This is a genomic window from Leeuwenhoekiella parthenopeia (assembly GCF_020782115.1).
Lineage (GTDB): Bacteria > Bacteroidota > Bacteroidia > Flavobacteriales > Flavobacteriaceae > Leeuwenhoekiella > Leeuwenhoekiella parthenopeia.
In genome coordinates, this window is the sequence record NZ_JAJGMW010000010.1 from 108,791 (window position 1) to 125,432 (window position 16,642).

The 16,642-nt window shown below is 42.7% G+C and carries 14 protein-coding genes; 7 read left to right on the plus strand and 7 right to left on the minus strand.

The annotated features are described in order from the left end of the window. Positions 1–45: 45 nt before the first annotated feature. Positions 46–939 carry a carbohydrate kinase family protein gene (locus tag LLW17_RS09410; protein ID WP_228229999.1) on the plus strand — a complete coding sequence of 298 codons (894 nt, stop codon included), beginning with the start codon at positions 46–48 and terminating at the stop codon, positions 937–939. A gap of 65 nt (positions 940–1,004) precedes the next feature. Here LLW17_RS09410 and LLW17_RS09415 read toward each other — a convergent pair whose 3' ends face one another. Further along, positions 1,005–2,435, minus strand: coding sequence for a pyridoxal phosphate-dependent decarboxylase family protein (locus tag LLW17_RS09415; protein ID WP_228230000.1), 1,431 nt, complete (start codon positions 2,433–2,435; stop codon positions 1,005–1,007). A 169-nt stretch (positions 2,436–2,604) separates the two neighbouring features. On the opposite strand from LLW17_RS09415, the gene LLW17_RS09420 reads away from it, so the two are divergent. Both LLW17_RS09420 and LLW17_RS09425 read left to right on the plus strand, forming a co-directional pair. After that, positions 2,605–4,371, plus strand: a complete 1,767-nt coding sequence (locus tag LLW17_RS09420; protein ID WP_228230001.1) for a TrkH family potassium uptake protein — start codon at positions 2,605–2,607, stop codon at positions 4,369–4,371. An 11-nt stretch (positions 4,372–4,382) separates the two neighbouring features. Next, complete coding sequence (locus tag LLW17_RS09425) at positions 4,383–5,069, plus strand: potassium channel family protein (RefSeq protein ID WP_228230002.1); 687 nt, start codon at positions 4,383–4,385, stop codon at positions 5,067–5,069. A gap of 1 nt (position 5,070) precedes the next feature. Here the strand turns inward: LLW17_RS09425 and LLW17_RS09430 are convergent, their stop codons facing one another. The 4 genes from LLW17_RS09430 to LLW17_RS09445 form a co-directional block, all read right to left on the minus strand. After that, positions 5,071–5,850: a hypothetical protein gene (locus LLW17_RS09430; RefSeq protein WP_228230003.1), complete on the minus strand. Its 780-nt coding sequence runs from the start codon at positions 5,848–5,850 to the stop codon at positions 5,071–5,073. A gap of 18 nt (positions 5,851–5,868) precedes the next feature. After that, on the minus strand, positions 5,869–6,600 hold the full coding sequence (locus tag LLW17_RS09435; protein WP_228230004.1) for an MIP/aquaporin family protein: 732 nt from the start codon (positions 6,598–6,600) through the stop codon (positions 5,869–5,871). Between the two features lie 11 nt (positions 6,601–6,611). Further along, positions 6,612–8,105, minus strand: coding sequence for a glycerol kinase GlpK (gene glpK, locus LLW17_RS09440; protein WP_228230005.1), 1,494 nt, complete (start codon positions 8,103–8,105; stop codon positions 6,612–6,614). A 167-nt stretch (positions 8,106–8,272) separates the two neighbouring features. Beyond that, positions 8,273–9,868: a glycerol-3-phosphate dehydrogenase/oxidase gene (locus LLW17_RS09445; protein WP_228230006.1), complete on the minus strand. Its 1,596-nt coding sequence runs from the start codon at positions 9,866–9,868 to the stop codon at positions 8,273–8,275. 204 nt (positions 9,869–10,072) lie between these two features. On the opposite strand from LLW17_RS09445, the gene LLW17_RS09450 reads away from it, so the two are divergent. From LLW17_RS09450 to LLW17_RS09465, 4 genes are all read left to right on the plus strand, one after another. After that, positions 10,073–10,825: a DeoR/GlpR family DNA-binding transcription regulator gene (locus LLW17_RS09450; RefSeq protein WP_228230007.1), complete on the plus strand. Its 753-nt coding sequence runs from the start codon at positions 10,073–10,075 to the stop codon at positions 10,823–10,825. Positions 10,826–11,290: 465 nt separating this feature from the next. Further along, positions 11,291–12,349 carry a glycoside hydrolase family 43 protein gene (locus LLW17_RS09455; protein WP_228230008.1) on the plus strand — a complete coding sequence of 353 codons (1,059 nt, stop codon included), beginning with the start codon at positions 11,291–11,293 and terminating at the stop codon, positions 12,347–12,349. 75 nt (positions 12,350–12,424) lie between these two features. Continuing rightward, on the plus strand, positions 12,425–13,597 hold the full coding sequence (locus LLW17_RS09460; RefSeq protein WP_228230009.1) for a hypothetical protein: 1,173 nt from the start codon (positions 12,425–12,427) through the stop codon (positions 13,595–13,597). A gap of 18 nt (positions 13,598–13,615) precedes the next feature. Further along, complete coding sequence (locus tag LLW17_RS09465; RefSeq protein WP_228230010.1) at positions 13,616–14,500, plus strand: dienelactone hydrolase family protein; 885 nt, start codon at positions 13,616–13,618, stop codon at positions 14,498–14,500. A gap of 602 nt (positions 14,501–15,102) precedes the next feature. Here LLW17_RS09465 and LLW17_RS09470 read toward each other — a convergent pair. Together LLW17_RS09470 and LLW17_RS09475 are read right to left on the minus strand one after the other, a co-directional pair. Next, a complete protein-coding gene (locus LLW17_RS09470; RefSeq protein WP_228230011.1) occupies positions 15,103–15,801 on the minus strand; it encodes a DUF2490 domain-containing protein in 699 nt (232 codons plus the stop codon). An 11-nt stretch (positions 15,802–15,812) separates the two neighbouring features. Beyond that, on the minus strand, positions 15,813–16,565 hold the full coding sequence (locus tag LLW17_RS09475) for a carbonic anhydrase (protein WP_286670247.1): 753 nt from the start codon (positions 16,563–16,565) through the stop codon (positions 15,813–15,815). Positions 16,566–16,642 lie beyond the last annotated feature (77 nt).

The following is a 16,642-nucleotide window of genomic DNA, read 5'->3' on the forward strand; positions in this document are numbered from 1 at the left end:
ACTCTAAATCAAACTAACTAGTAAGATCTGTAAACCCGTAATGCTATGAAAGACTCCTTAAAAGCAGTAAGCTATGGTGAAATCCTTTGGGATGTATTTCCTGACGGAAAAAAACTGGGCGGTGCCCCGCTTAATCTTTGTCTTCGCCTAAAAAGTCTTGGAGTTTCCACAACCATGATCAGCCGTCTGGGAACCGATGCTCTGGCTGAAGAAACCCGGGCTAAACTAGATGTGCTTGATTTAAACCAAAGCCTCATTCAGGAGGACGATGAACTCGAAACCGGGCAGGTACTGGTTACACTTGACGATTCCGGTAGTGCTTCTTACGAGATTAAAGAGCCCGTTGCCTGGGATGCTATTTCCATCTCTAACGAAAACATGAAAGCGGTCTCTCATGCCGATTTGTTTGTGTTTGGCTCTCTGGCAGCCCGGTGTGAAACGTCACGTGCAACTTTAAAAGAACTGCTTCCGCAAAGTAAATATGCCGTTTTTGATGTAAACCTTCGGGCACCGCACTATAAAATGGAGCATTTGGTGCAGTTTATGAAACAGGCGCAAATGGTTAAAATGAATGACGAGGAACTGGAGATACTTGCGGAGCATTTCGGTATAAAAAGCGGTGCTATTGAAGATCAACTGGCTCAGTTAAGCAAAGAAACCAACACTTCACTGATCTGCGTCACGCTGGGGAAAGCGGGCGCTGTACTCTACAAAGACGGAAAATTATACTCACATCCCGGTTATCCCACCACTGTGGTTGATACCGTTGGGGCGGGAGATTCGTTTTTGGGCGGACTGCTTTACCAACTTTTTAAAGAAGAATCGGAACCCGAATATGCGCTGGGCTTTGCCTGTGCTTTGGGGGCTATGGTCGCCGGTAAAAAAGGTGCCAACCCCAAAATCACCAAAGACGAGATTTTAGATAAGATGGAGGAATAATTCAAGGTTCAAAACTTAAGATTCAAGGTTCAGATTTGAAATTTTGAACCTTTGAATCTTGAACTTTAAATTTTTTCCGCAACGGCTTCACACAAATCAATGGTCTCTTTGACGTGATCAAAGGTAGTACGCGGATTTATCAAACACATACGCAATACGATTTGTCCATTTAGAATCGTGGTTACCAGCATCGCCTCACGCGATTGTACTACCGCTTCCGATATTTTTGAATTGAGCTTATCGAGTTCAGCTTCAGAATATTTTTTATCAATAGGATTGTACCTAAAATTGATGATCGCAAGCGTTGATGGCGAGACTACTTCCCATTTTTTGCTCTTACGTAAAAGACTTTCGGTCGCATCACAAAGTTTAAAATTGTAATCTATGGCTTCGCGAAAAGCTTTCAGTCCAAAAGTTTTGATACTCATGTAAAATTTAAGCGCCCGGAATCTGCGCGTAAGTTGGATGCCGTGATCGTAAAAATTGATTTCAGAACTGTTTCCTTCTACATCTTTAAGATATTCGGGCTTTTCGGTAAACGTACCGCTCAGCCATTTGTGATTGCGCACCAGTAAACAGCCCATCTCATAGGGCTGGTAAAACCACTTGTGCGGATCAACGGTTAAGGAATCGGCTTTATCAACACCTTTCAGCAATTGTTTTCCGTCTTTCGCCAAAATAGCCGCTCCGCCATAAGCCCCGTCAATGTGAAACCAAAGATCTTCGGCCTTTGCGATTTCAGAAAGTTCGGTGAGCTGATCAACCGTTCCCGTATTGGTCGTCCCGGCTGAAGCCAACAGGCAAAAAGGTTTCCAGCCTTCCAATCGGTCTTTATTAATCGCGTTTTTAAGCTTGTTAATGGCAAATTTAAACTCCATATCGGTTGGGATGATGCGTATTTGCTCTTTGGTAAAACCCATCACCCGTATCGCTTTTACATTAGAGGAATGCGCCTGATCTGAAAGATAGATAACCGCTTTCGAAAAATCATCGCCGCATTTTACATTACGGGCGGTAACCAAAGCCGTGAGGTTGGCCATAGAACCTCCGCTGGTAAAAATACCGCCACCCCGCTTTTTAGGGAAGCCATACAGATTAAGCAGCCAGTTGATGGTAATGATCTCCAGTTCGGCAGCTGCCGGAGAAGCAGCCCAGCCTCCTGAAAAGACATTAAAACCGGTCGCCAGGGTATCGGCCAAAACACTTACAAAATTGCTGGGTCCCGGGACAAAGGAGAAAAACTTGGGATGGCTCAAGAGATTGATATGCGGAATCACTTTTTCCATCACGCCCTGCATCACCGTTTCAAAAGAAGTAGCCTCTTCGGGTGCGTTTTCGGTTAACAGCTCATCCATCTCGGCTCTGCTGGCCACAGCCACAGGTTTTTTAGATTCCTGCCCCGCGTGATGGGCGACTAAGGCATCTACCACCTTATAGCCATATTCACGCATTTGAGCTTCGGTCAACTCCAAACGAGCCTCTGTTTTTGCTTTCATCTTTCGGTTTTTGGCAAAATTAAGTTTTTAAAATACCATAGCGCAATGCTCAACACCAGTAGTCATTTCATTTAACGCTTTAAAACCAAATTTTAGAATACTTTAAGACCCAAATCTCAACAGAATTTAGATTTGCAATACCTTTGCGCATATTCTTAATGTTTGGGATTTGAACGACACTTCAGCAAAATCTAAGTTCCTCAAAACGATTTACCGTACAGCTTTTATACTGAGCCTGATTGGTGTTTTTGCTTTTATCATCGACTTTGGTTACGAACAGTCTTCAACCATACAGCGGGCGCTCAATGCTTTTTACCTGATTATTCTGTTTATTGGTATTGGGGCCACACTTACGCGGTATTTTGCCGAACACATCAAACGCAGCAGGCAGGTGGTCTTGTTTGATTATGCCAGTATTGCTGTTACCATCTACATCATTGCCATACATTTTCTGGGCCAGGAAGCTAACCGGCATCTCGATTTCCTATACAACGACAACTGGATCAAAGTAGCGATTTTACTCACGTTTATACGGGAATTTGCCGAGCAAAAAGTTTCCTATAAAAAAAGTGCGCTAAACCCGGCTCAGCTCTTTATTGTAAGCTTTTTGGGAATCATTGTACTGGGTGCATTTTTACTGATGCTTCCCAATGCTACCTACGAGGGAATCAGTTTTCTGGATGCCTTGTTTACCTCAACCAGTGCCGTTTGCGTAACCGGTTTGATTGTGGTAGATACCGGAAGCTATTTTACAGCCTTTGGTCAAAATATCATCGTTTTTCTTATTCAGCTTGGCGGACTGGGCATTCTTACTTTTGCCAGTTACTTCAGCTACTTTTTTAAAGGCGTTTCTTCCTTTGAGAATCAGGTGATGCTGAGTGATATGAACAATTCCAAGAAAATTGGCGAGGTTTTTTCAACGCTGAAACGCATTCTGGCCATTACTTTTTCTATCGAAATTGTAGGCGCATTTCTCATTTTTTTAAGCCTAAAGGCGAAAGTGCTTCCCGAATTGGGTGACCGCATCGCTTTTTCTATTTTCCACTCGGTTTCCGCTTTTTGCAACGCCGGGTTTTCAACCTTATCAAACGGTATTTACGACATCAACTACCGCTATAACTACGGCTTGCAGCTCACGTTAATCGCGCTGTTTGTCTTTGGCGGACTCGGTTTCCCCATTGTGATCAACGTTTTGCGGTATTTGAAATATAAAATCATCAAACCCCTTTCAGACCGGGATCACGAGATTGTTTACAAGCCATGGTTGCTTAGTCTAAGCAGTCGCATAACGCTTATAACCACCAGCAGTCTTTTGCTTATCGGTACCGTTTTGGTCTACATCAACGAATACTCCAACACGCTTGCAGAGCACAACGGTTTTGGGAAAGTGGTAACTGCGCTATTTGGTGCCGCGACCCCGCGTACAGCAGGTTTCAATACGGTAGATATGAATCAGCTTCACTTTTCTACCCTGATGCTTATCTTTTTATTGATGTGGGTGGGAGCCTCACCCGCTTCAACCGGAGGGGGTATTAAAACCAGCACCTTTGCCATCGCGACTCTTAACTTTTTCAGCCTTGCTAAAGGAAAAACCCGCATCGAGGTGTACCGCCGCGAGATTGCAGAAATTTCGGTACGCCGGGCGTTTGCTATTATTTCGCTTTCTTTGGTTGTCATCGGGTTTGCGGTGATCGCGATTTCGAGTTTCGATTCCCAAAAAACGCTGCTCAGCATTGCTTTTGAATGCTTTTCGGCTTACAGTACGGTAGGACTCAGTCTGGGTATTACTTCAAGTCTTTCGGCAGCAAGCAAAGGAGTGATTATTGCGGTTATGTTTATAGGAAGAGTAAGTATGCTTACCCTGATGATCGCATTATTTAGAAAAGTAAAACAACAGGCATACCGCTATCCTACCGAAGAAATTTTAATCAATTAAGACATTCGTTTATGAAATACATCATTATAGGACTTGGTAGTTTTGGAGCCTCTTTGGCCGAAAAACTCACAGCACAGGGCAATGAAGTTATAGGTATTGACATCAATATGCAGAAGGTAGAGGCGATGAAAGAAAAAATATCCCATACCATTTGCCTCGATGCGACAGACGAACATACCGTAAACGGATTGCCTCTTAAAGATACCGACATTGTAATTGTGGCGATTGGCGAAAATCAGGGAACCAATGTAATGGTAAGTGCCCTGCTCAAAAACCTGAAAGTGAAAAAACTCATCAGCCGGGCCGTAAACAACCTGCACGAAAATGTACTGAATGCCATTGGGGTTGATGAAATCGTGCACCCGGAGCAGGAAAGTGCCGAGCGCTGGGCCAAAAAGTTATGTATGCACGGCGTGGTAGACTCGTTTGAGCTAAATGATTATTTCAGTATTGTTGAAGTAAAACTGCCCAGAAAGTATGAGAATAAGACGGTTGAAGATGTTCAATTTAGAGAACGTTATAACCTGCTGGTACTTACCACGCTCAAAAATGCGCAGGTTGATACCAATGTAGGCAAAACCAAAACCATCGTAGATGTGCAAAGTGTTGCCACGCCTCATCTGCTGCTCGAAAAAGACGATATTTTAGTCTTGTACGGGTCTAATAAGGATATTAAAAAATTCATAAGCGCCTCTTAGATTAAAACAAGGTTACAGCCACTTCAATCGCACCGTATTCCTGCTCGGGATTCCACATCGCTGTTGCGGCAAAGGGTAAGCTGAATTTCTTAAGCACCATAACTTCTTTGGTATAAATTACTCCAAGATTGGTCACATTGGGTTTGTCCCCATAGAAATGAGACGCGCTTTTAAACGAGAATGCACCACCCGCAAACGCACTGATTGACCAGTACCTCTTCTGAATGAGTTTATAGCTGGCCTCTACGTAATTGGAAAAAGCATTCCGTAGGTTTCCGGAATCTGTTACATAAATATCCCTACCCTGAACGATGGTACTCCACGAAAGTTTGAGCGGTACAGACTTAAACTGATAACCCAGGGTTACATCTATAAAATGAGAGGTAGTGCTTCGATCGTAGTCAAAAATGTCTGCATCAGGAAAATCACTGGAATTGTTAATATCCCAGACCGAAAGTGAAAAACCCCGATACGAGTACGACGCATAATAATCAAACTCGGTATAGTATCCGGTCACACCTGCACCACCCCATAAGCCTGCTTTAAAACGACCGTCTTTTGACGTATAGTTGAGATCGACATCAACTACAGGCGCATCGGTTACCCGCAGACCTTTCCATAAATGCATGGTTTTTACCCGGACGTTAAAGTCAAAAGCCTGCTGTTCCTGAGCCGTTGAATCTGCGATTTCCAGTTGAGATGAGCGTACGTCTTCCTGAGCCTCCAGCTGCTGGAATGCCATAAAGCACACCAGCGCGAGGGCTGTGTTTAAAAATTTCATAATGGTGTTTTCGATTATTTAATTTAAAGCGAGGTAAAGCAGGGCCGCCAGGACGGCACCTATTATGGGGCCTAAAAGAGGAATCCAGGCATAACTCCAGCCGCTGTCTGTTTTGCCTTTAATGGGCAATAATGCGTGTACAATACGAGGTCCCAAATCCCGTGCGGGATTGATCGCATATCCTGTAGTTCCTCCTAAAGAGAGACCTATTCCCCATACGACAAAGGCTACCGGGATGGCTCCTATAGAACCCAATCCCACTTTTGTCCCTGTACCATCGTTAATTTCGGCACCAGAGAAATAGAAAACACAAAATATAAGTACGAAAGTACCAATGATCTCACTGATGATGTTTCTAAAGTTATTGGGGATTGCGGGATCTGTACAGAATACAGCGCGCTTAAGCCCCGCATCTTCGGTGGCGTCAAAATGGTCTTTATACATCAGGTAAACCAATGCAGACCCGATCATGGCTCCTATAAATTCTGCAGCGATATAAGCAGGAACATCTTCCCACGGAAAGAGCCCTCCAATTGCTAACCCCAGAGTAACTGCCGGATTTAAATGTGCCCCGCTGTAAGGCCCGGCAACCACCACGCCTACAAAAACAGCAAGGCCCCAGGCCGTGGTAATTGTCATCCAGCCACCGCCGTGTCCTTTGGTTTTACTTAAAATATCGTTTGCAACAATTCCTCCTCCTAAAAGAATGAGTAAGCCTGTGCCAATAATTTCTGCTACGAAAGGTGTCATAAACTCGGGTATTATAGGGTTGTCCAATATTCTAACGCCTTAATTGCGCGATACCATCCTTTAATACCTTCCTCGACAGCAGACCTGTCTTTCTCCGGGTTGAAACGTTTTTCTTCCTGCCACATTTCTTCAATTTCTTCCTGGCTTTTCCAGAATCCCACTGCGAGTCCTGCAAGATAGGCCGCACCTAATGCAGTGGTTTCTGTAATTTTAGGTCGTATGGTAATAGAGTCTAAAACATCTGCCTGAAACTGCATCAGGGTATCGTTGATAGAAGCACCACCGTCAACGCGCAATTCTTTAATTTCTATATCCGAATCGGCGTGCATGGCTTTAAGAATGTCCATCGTCTGGTAAGCGATTGCCTCAATAGAAGCTCTGGCAATGTGCGCGTCTGTTGTGCCGCGGGTAATCCCAAAGATGGTTCCTTTTCCTTTTTGGTTCCAATAGGGCGCTCCCAATCCCGCAAATGCCGGAATAAAATAAACGCCATCTGTAGAATCTACCGAAGCCGCTAATTTTTCGACGTGATTCGATTTTTTAATAATCCCAAGACCATCACGCAACCACTGTACAACCGCCCCTCCAATGAAAATACTTCCTTCCAGAGCATATTCGGTTTTACCGTTAATACGCCATGCAACTGTTGTAAGCAGGTTATTTTTAGATAAGATAGGCTTGTCACCAATATTCATAAGCATAAAGCAACCGGTGCCGTAGGTGCTTTTTACCATACCTTTTTTGGTACACATCTGACCAAAAAGAGCGGCCATCTGGTCTCCTGCGATACCTGCAATTGGGATTTTGGAAGCAAACACCGTAGTTTTTGTATGACCGTATATTTCACTGGAATCCTTCACCTCGGGAAGCATGCTTTTTGGGATATCAAAAAGTTCGAGAAGTTCATCATCCCAGTCCATCGTATTGATGTTATACAACAAAGTTCTACACGCATTGGTAACGTCTGTAACGTGCAATTCACCTTTGGTGAAATTCCAAATCAACCAGGTATCAATGGTTCCCAGAACCAGATCTCCGGCTTCCGCTTTTTCGCGGGCACCTTCTACATTATCCAGAATCCATTTTACTTTGGTTCCCGAAAAATAAGAATCAATTACCAGCCCTGTTTTCTCCTGGATCATTTCGGCTTTGCCGCTTTCCTTCAGTTCATCGCAATAATCTGCTGTACGTTTATCCTGCCATACAATCGCATTATAAATCGCTTTGCCGGTGTTTCGGTCCCAAACTACCACCGTTTCCCGCTGATTGGTAATCCCAATCCCGGCTATATTTTTTCCATTTAAACCTTCAGAAACCGTTGCTTCTGCGGCTACCCCTGCCTGTGTGGACCAAATTTCCTGAGGATCGTGTTCTACCCAGCCCGGTTTCGGGAAATACTGTTTAAACTCCTTTTGAGCAATTGAAACAATGCTTCCGCTTTTATCGAAAACGATTGCGCGAGAACTTGTAGTTCCCTGATCTAAGGCTAAAATATACTGGTCCATTTAATTAGGTTTTTAGGTTAAAGAGGCTGTCTAAAAAGTCTTAGCAACTTGAGTTTTCAGATTTAACCTGTCGAAACTGATTCTGACAATCAGTAAGTTGAATATATTTCGACAAGCTCAACTTGACATGGCCTTACTTTTTAGACAACCTCATATATTGGTTTTATTTATGCGGTTACGGTATTGCTTTCAATACAATAGTGGTTGGCCAATTTTGTGAATTTATCTACCTGTTCTATCCTCCAGGCTTCGTCACGATTTAATTCTTTGGCTAAAATCTGTGCTACTTCCGGGGTCATATCTATTGCTGCGTGAGCATCTAAAAACAAGGCTCTTACCCGTCTCGCCAACACATCATCTACCGTACGGGCCATCTCATATCGGGCTGCCCAAACCACCTCTGCTTTTAGAAATGGCAATCTTGGGTGTAATTTTTCACCGAGTGAGGCATCTTCTTTAATCAGATCTGCGATACCTTTTTGATCTGTACCGTAAATGTATTTGTGATCGTTGCGGTCTTCCGTGGGTTTTGCTCCGTGAATTTTTAAATCTTTGGTCCTGCAGGGTTGCTTCGGAAGTCTTTTTAAAGAAATTGCTTTGTCTATAGTGTCTTGAGCCATCCGTCTGTAGGTCGTCCACTTACCACCTGTGATGGTTAGCAATCCTGATTCTGAAACGATTACTTTATGACTACGCGAGATTTCTTTGGTCTTTTCTGAAGAATCTTTTGGCGCTGCCAGCGGGCGTAATCCGGCATAGATACTACGTACATCTGCACGCGTTACTTTTTTATCCAGATAATTATTGAAGGTTTGCAGAATGAATTCAATCTCCTGTTCCTGAGCCTGAGGTTCCAGACTGTGATCATCCAGATTGGTATCTGTCGTACCTACGATTACTTTATCGTGCCAGGGGACAGCAAATAATACCCTGCCGTCGTCTGTCTTAGGAATCATTATGGCATCTTCGCCGGGCAAAAAGGATTTATCAAAAACCAGATGCACACCCTGACTGGGAACAATAGATTTACGTGCATCTTTATTCTGCATTTTTAAAATTTCATCAGAAAATACTCCGGTTGCGTTAATAACCAGATTGGCGTCAAATGAATAACTGGTATTCGTCTCGGCATCGAGGGCCTCTACTCCGGTGATTTTTCCGGAAGTATCCTGGGCTAAATCTGTAACCTTAAAATGATTGAGCAAGGTTGCCCCCTGTTCTATAGCGGTTTGTGCAAGGTTCACTGCCAGTCTGGAATCATCAAACTGACCATCTTTATAAACCACACCACCGTATAAACCTTTCTGGCGCAGCGTAGAGAGTCGCTCAACCGTATTGGTTTTATTGATGTGGGTAGATTTACCCAAACTTAATTTTCCGGCTAAAAAATCATAAGCCTTTAAACCAATTGTGTAATAAATACCTTCCCACCAGCGGTAGTTAGGAATCACAAAACTTTGATTTTTAACCAAATGCGGTGCGTTTTTCTCAAGCAAACCACGTTCGTGCAGCGCTTCGCGTACCAGATCAATATTTCCCTGAGCCAGGTAACGCACCCCACCGTGCACTAATTTTGTACTACGGCTCGAAGTACCCTTGGCGTAGTCTACCTGTTCCAGCAATAAGGTTTTATAGCCACGGGTTGCGCTGTCAACAGCAACACCAAGTCCACTGGCACCACCACCTATTACAATTACATCCCATTTTTTTACGCCGGGAAGCTGACTGATAAGTTGCTCTCTATTAAAAATATTGGTTTTCATTTGGTTTTCAAGTATTACTAATTACACACAAACTTATAAAAAATGAAATTAAACGATTATAAACGAAAGTTAAATTTTCGTTTAAATTTAAATTACACGTATTTCGATTAAAAACGAAACTAAAAGAAACTTAGTTTTTAATCCGATACGAACCGCTTATATTTGTGATGCTTAACTAAAATTTTACGCGCGCCCTTCAGCACTATGGAAAGACATCAGAAAATACTCGATCAATTAAAGACCGAAAAGCATATTAAAGTTACTACGCTTTGCGAACGATTAAATGTTTCTGCCGTAACCATACGAAAGGACCTGAAATTATTAGAAGATAAAGGATTGCTTTTTCGCACGCACGGAGGAGCTTCATTAGAAAATCCCTACATAAATGAACGGGATATTACCGAAAAGGCCGCAATCTCTGCCACCGAAAAATCCCTAATTGCAGATATGGCCGCAACCCGTATTCAGGAAAACGATTCGATTATCATTGCCAGTGGTACAACCGTGCAACAGCTTGCAAAAGTCATTGTACCCAAAGGAAAACTGAATATCATCACCTCTTCACTTCAGGTGACGATTGAGCTGCTCAATCACCGGGATATCGATATCATACAGCTGGGTGGAAACATAAGACACCGCTCTGCCTCGGTTACCGGACACTATGCAGAACACATCTTAAATCACATCTCTTCCAACCAATTATTTATGGGAGTTGATGGGATAGATCTCGATTTTGGCTGTACCACAACAAATATTGAAGAAGCCATTCTCAATCAAAAAATGATGCAGGCAGCACAAAAAACCATAATTCTGGCCGATTCAAGTAAATTTGGAAAACGCAGTCTCGCTAAAATTTGCAACCTGGATGAGATAGACGAGATCATTACAGATAAAGATCTTTCCGAAAACCTGGCAGACCGCATCCAGGAGCTGGGAATAAAATTAACTCTGGTATAAATAGCTATTCCCCGGAAGCAAGGCTCAAATCCGGTATTTAAACAAGGTATTTCATTGAGGTTTCGGCAGGTATTCTATCAGGAACATTGAATTCCCCATCTGGTCTGAGCTCTCCGCGGGATTCAAAAAAAGCACGCAATTACAGCATTTATTTGGGTTTGTACCAAAAGTTTACGTTTCAAAAACCGGCCCTTGACGCCTGTTTAGAAGCAACAATACTTTTTTCAAAATCCCTTAAAACCAACTCGCCAAAGAAGTTCTCACAAGACCGCTTACCCGGCTTTTCCTGTCCTGAAACAACTTTATCAGCTAGTTCTGCTCCAAATATCTCATGAAGCAGGGGCGAAATCCCAAAGCAAAAGCCCGACTGGTATCAAACTGAAGAAGCCCTCCATTTTTGATCTCATGGGCGCTTGCTAAAATTATAAACGTTTTTAGTACATTTATAAAAACTAAAACAGAATTATGCTTCCTTTTACTTCAATTTACCGCAAAGCATTTATGCTAGCTGCAGGTATCCTGACATTTACCTCTTGTGCAACCGCTCAAACAAAGGCTGTAGCTTCAGCCAACACCGCTGATAACTGCGAAGAACTGCCTTATATAAACCCCATCGTTCCGCAACGCGCAGACCCTTTTGTTTACAAAGACAGTGATGGCACTTATTATTTTATCGCTACGGCACCGGAGTATGATCGTATCGAAATCAGAAAATCAAACACCCTAAATGGTTTGGGTACGGCAGAGCCGAAAGTAATCTGGACCAAGCACGAAACCGGTAAAATGGGCGCTCACATTTGGGCTCCTGAGCTTCATAAAATAGATGGTAAATGGTATGTCTATTTTGCGGCAGGCGAAGTAGAAGATGTATGGAAGATACGCATGTTTGCGCTTTCTACAGATGCGGCAGATCCTACCGAAGGAACCTGGAAAGAAGAAGGCCAGATGACCACCGAACAGGATTCATTCTCTTTAGACGCCACTCCGTTTGAACATAAGGGGAAACGTTATTTAATTTGGGCACAGGCCAAAAGTCCTTATGAAGGCACTTCACTCGTTTTAGCTGAGATGGACTCCCCTACCAGCATTACCGGAAAAGAGCTCATCATCACTTATCCCAAATACGACTGGGAGCTTAAAGGCTACAAGGTAAATGAGGGACCGGCGGTACTCAAACACGCTGATAAAATTTTTATTACGTATTCTGCCAGTGCTACAGATGCCAACTACGCATTAGGTCTGCTCTGGGTCGATGTAGATTCAGATTTGATGAACCCCGAATCCTGGAATAAATCTGAAACTCCCGTTTTTTATACCAATGCTGAAGTACGGCGTTTTGGCCCCGGCCATAATTCCTTCACAAAATCTGAAGACGGCAAGAATGATGTACTAATCTACCATGCCCGGGTTTATGAGCAGGTGCGCGGCAACTCCCTTTATGATTTTAACCGCCATGCCCGCGCCCGGATCATCGAATGGGATGAGAACGGATTCCCAAATTTCAGACAGGCAGAGCGGGATTAATAGCTCAAAATAAACCTCTGGAAAACCGAGGGCTTTATTTCCTATTTTTGGATTATACCTAAATTTTCGTTCTCGATGACACGATTATATTGCTTCATAAGCTGTTTATTTCTAAGCATTAGCGCTGTAGCCCAGGATCAGGTTTCGGCCCAAATTATTAAGGAGCGCGACTCGCTATTACTCAACCTAAACAAGCAATTGGAAGAAAACGCAGTAAAGCTAAAAATGCTGCAAAATGAATTTTCTGATCTGAATCCTAACCGGGGCAGTCAGCGATTAGAACGCTTAGACAGTATTATTTCAAAGCAGGAAAATCGCATCAGCCTGCTTGAAAATTCCAGAAAGATTCAGCTTAAATTAAACGGGCAACTCGCGTTTACCGAGTTGATGAGCATTCAGCGGGATATTAAGCCCAGCAACCTGTTGCTTTCTTCTCAGGATTTTTTCAGCAAAATCGCGGCGATAAATAACCCTACTCAATACAAGGCCTACACCGAATGGTTTAAAGAATACGAGGAGTGGTATGAGCGAAAAAAAGGCAAAGACAATTGGCTCGACCTCATCAACAACAGTCTCAATATTCTCAACACGCCTGCCAGCCAGGTACCTTTATATGGGTCACTGTACCAAAGCTTTTCTACCGGAATTTCTTCAGCGATTGACCTGGTAGGCGGTGCCGGCAAGGATTTGCGTGACAAAACCCCCGTCATGCTTCAGGTTTTGAATACCGCAAGCCAGTTTAGCCAGCAACAGAGTATTATAGATAATGAATGGCAGAGCATCAATGAGGAACTCAATAAACTGGAGGATGAATACCAGCGTTTACTTCAGGAACAGTCTAATTATTACGGTATTGAATCAGGCAGGCTTAAACAATATCAAAACGCGACTCTTGACAGTGAACGGGAAACCCTTAAAAATGACTTTAGAAAAGTTATCAGTGCCAAAATCACCCAAAAGGAGCTTGAGCACCGTCAGGAATGGCTAACGGAAGTGGAACGTTTTATGGTAAAAACCCAGTCGCTTCGCCAGCGATTTGGACAATTAACCCTGCGTATGAAGAGCAATATTTCAAAATACCGGGAACTGATCAAACTCTTTTCTCAAAATACCGTTTTTGCTGAAGAATTTCGCAGTAAATTAACAGGGCTTCAGAGCAGTATCGATCAGGTGGATTCCAATTTTAATGCAGTTTTCAATCCTTCAAAATATATCGAAGACTCAGAAGTCATGTATATCACGCAATAAGTCGTAAAAAATAGCGCTATGAAAAAGCTTAAAAAAGAAGATATCAGTCAGGAAGTTTTCAATCTTTATGATGCCTATGCGCATAACAAACTCGAACGCCGGGAGTTTGTTGAAAAGCTTTCGCTATTTGCTGCAGGAAGTGTTACCGTGCCTGCTTTGCTGAGTTTCCTGATGCCCGATTATAAGAATACGATGTTGGTTGACCCCAATCATCCCGATCTGGAGTCAGACTACATGACCTATAATTCTCCCAAAGGAGGCGGTGAAATCAAAGCTTTACTTTCAAAACCTAAAAATGCTACAGAAAAACTAGGCGGCATTGTGGTGGTCCACGAAAATCGCGGACTCAACCCGTATATCGAAGACACAGCCCGACAGGCAGCGCTTGCAGGCTTTATCACCATCGCACCCGATGCCCTTACTCCGCTGGGCGGCTATCCCGGTAATGATGACGAAGGACGCGAGATGCAGCGCAAGCGGGATAGTAAAGAAATGCTGGAAGATTTTATAGCCGCGTTTGAATACCTCAAAGCGCATCCCGACTGTAACGGCAAAGTAGGTGTTGTGGGCTTTTGCTTTGGCGGCTCGATCTCCAATATGATGGCGGTTAAAGTTCCTGATCTTGCAGCTTCAGTGCCCTTTTACGGCGGGCAGCCGAGCGAAGATATAGACCAGATACAAGCTCCGCTTTTGCTGCAATACGCCGGTCTTGACGAGCGTATAAATGCCGGCTGGCCTGCTTACGAAGCCAAGCTGAAAGAATTCAGTAAAGAGTACGGGATGTTTATGTACCCGGATGTCAATCACGGCTTTCACAATACCACGACACCACGCTATGACAAAGAAGCTGCCGAGTTGGCCTGGGAGCGTACAATTGCTTTTTTTAAAGAGCATTTGGAATAGGAAGAACTCCGATTTTATTTGATTACAGACGAGAAAAGATACTCTTAAAATTAGTCAGTATTCAATTGGAAGTCTGAGCCCGAAGTAGACTATTGGGATATCAACATCTTAAACCTTCAGCTATTGCTATACGTTTATAGAAAGTTTAAAATTGCTTTCTTATCTAAATTATTTACAGATTCATTTCCGAGTTAAAACAAAATTGGAAACGGAAATCTTTCGCCTCTATATCTTTAGGCAAATTAAAGACCTGCGAAATTTATTCATTTAGCTAAATACAGCACGGAGTTTGGCACCTAAATAAAGACGCTAAAGGATACAATGCTATTTCAAACAGGGGCCCAATCAAAATCGAAAATACCTCGGGAAAAATTTTAAAAGAACAAACCCGGAAACCTTTATAAAAAGTATCCGGGTTGCTTCTAAAATAATCAAAAATCCCTTTTTCAGTAAAACATAAACTTAGTAACAGCTGATTGTCTGGAATTGATAATAGCTTATGGAACACTATTTATTTCTGTCTCTTTCAGCCAGCCACATAATAACTAGAGCCTTATCCTCTGCCCACCAAACAGATCTATGCTAAAGTTTACAAATCAACCCTAAAACGTGTGATGCATGCTAAACTGCAGCTGCCCCTTTTGCCAGTTTACTGTAGTCTGCTCCATCCAACCTATCTGAAAGCGAATACTGTCCCTAAAGGCATATCCCAAACCTAGATAAGTACGATTACGATCAAAAAATTGCACATTTCGGTCTAAACCGATGTTACGCTCACCATTGATAAAAATTTCATTGTAAAAAGCAAAGTAAGGAGTTCCCTGGTCAAGCTTAGTTCCCTCAAAGGGAATGTTTACAAATAAGTTAAAGCGGTATCTCGTCCTAAGATCTTCATCCTCAACAAAACGTTGTTCGTAACGAAAGCGATGTGTAACTAAGAGTCTTTTTAATACAACCTGTCCAAAAAGTGCCTCTTGATAAATTCTGCTTTCTGAAATTGGCGCATCCCGATCCTGACCGTACTGCCCGGTTGTAATATGTGCATATCCCAGAGTGAATTTTACCCCTGACTCTTTTGGCTCATAGGTGATTCCGCTTCTAAGCAATAGTTGTTCGCGGTCACCAAGGCCTCTCCAATCGCGATATTGGTAATCACCCTGAAAACCTAAACCAGATTCTCCGATAGTGGTATTCCAAAAATACATATACCACGCACCGAGTTGATTTTCATCTATACCCTGTGCCTGAGAATTTTGAATGAAGCCAAGACACAAACCTAATAAAACAACATACTGTCTCATCAAAACTATCGTTAGTTAGAATTCCTAAATTTCGGAAGACTTGTTATGGTTTCTTCAATGAACTCAACTTTGCCAGACTGCATATTATAGACAGCACCAACAATTAGTAGCTCACCTGAATCGAATTTACGACTTAAAAGTGGTTCCAAATTTCTCAGCATTTCTACCTGAACGAGAACATTTTCACGAACTGCCAGTTCCAGTTTAGTCTCATCAGAATTAGTGCTCTGCTTGGCCTTTAAAGATGCCGGTTTGATGGCGTTGATGAGCGTAACAATATGTCCCGGTGGATTTTCCGGTAATTTCATAGCTGCATCTACTGCGCCGCAGCTTTGATGACCCAATACGACAATCAATTTTGTATTTAATGCTGCTGCTGCATACTCAATGGTACCAAAGGAAGCTTCTGCCATAACCTGGCCGGCAGTACGCGTGATAAAAAGGTCTCCTACACCCTGATCAAAAATAATTTCATTTGGAACACGACTATCGGCACAACCGATGATAACCGCAAAAGGTTTTTGCCCCAACTCTGCATTTTTAAGGTCTTGTTCCGTTTGTCTGGGATTAATACTCTTGTTTTCAGAAAATCGCTTATTACCATAAATTAATTTTTTGAGACCGTAGTATGGATCGGCATACGCGGTATCACGATCGGCAAAATACATGCCTTTTTCCAGCTGAAGAAGCTGATCTACTTTTTCCGATTGACCAAAAGTTAATGTAGTCATCAGGAGGATCGAAAAACAAAGCAATTTTTTCATAATGTTTAACTTTTTTACGTTTGATAAAGCAAAAATAACCGGCTTAAAGTCAACAATAACAGCGCTTAACAAATATT

Excerpts from the sequence above, each read along its gene's own strand:
- LLW17_RS09475 (WP_286670247.1), bottom strand. The coding sequence starts at position 16,565 with ATGAAAAAATTGCTTTGTTTTTCGATCCTCCTGATGACTACATTAACT.
- LLW17_RS09450 (WP_228230007.1), top strand. The coding sequence starts at position 10,073 with ATGGAAAGACATCAGAAAATACTCGATCAATTAAAGACCGAAAAGCAT.
- LLW17_RS09415 (WP_228230000.1), bottom strand. The coding sequence starts at position 2,435 with ATGAAAGCAAAAACAGAGGCTCGTTTGGAGTTGACCGAAGCTCAAATG.
- LLW17_RS09425 (WP_228230002.1), top strand. The coding sequence starts at position 4,383 with ATGAAATACATCATTATAGGACTTGGTAGTTTTGGAGCCTCTTTGGCC.
- LLW17_RS09445 (WP_228230006.1), bottom strand. The coding sequence starts at position 9,868 with ATGAAAACCAATATTTTTAATAGAGAGCAACTTATCAGTCAGCTTCCC.
- LLW17_RS09410 (WP_228229999.1), top strand. The coding sequence starts at position 46 with ATGAAAGACTCCTTAAAAGCAGTAAGCTATGGTGAAATCCTTTGGGAT.
- LLW17_RS09430 (WP_228230003.1), bottom strand. The coding sequence starts at position 5,850 with ATGAAATTTTTAAACACAGCCCTCGCGCTGGTGTGCTTTATGGCATTC.
- glpK (WP_228230005.1), bottom strand. The coding sequence starts at position 8,105 with ATGGACCAGTATATTTTAGCCTTAGATCAGGGAACTACAAGTTCTCGC.
- LLW17_RS09470 (WP_228230011.1), bottom strand. The coding sequence starts at position 15,801 with ATGAGACAGTATGTTGTTTTATTAGGTTTGTGTCTTGGCTTCATTCAA.
- LLW17_RS09435 (WP_228230004.1), bottom strand. The coding sequence starts at position 6,600 with ATGACACCTTTCGTAGCAGAAATTATTGGCACAGGCTTACTCATTCTT.
- LLW17_RS09455 (WP_228230008.1), top strand. The coding sequence starts at position 11,291 with ATGCTTCCTTTTACTTCAATTTACCGCAAAGCATTTATGCTAGCTGCA.
- LLW17_RS09465 (WP_228230010.1), top strand. The coding sequence starts at position 13,616 with ATGAAAAAGCTTAAAAAAGAAGATATCAGTCAGGAAGTTTTCAATCTT.
- LLW17_RS09460 (WP_228230009.1), top strand. The coding sequence starts at position 12,425 with ATGACACGATTATATTGCTTCATAAGCTGTTTATTTCTAAGCATTAGC.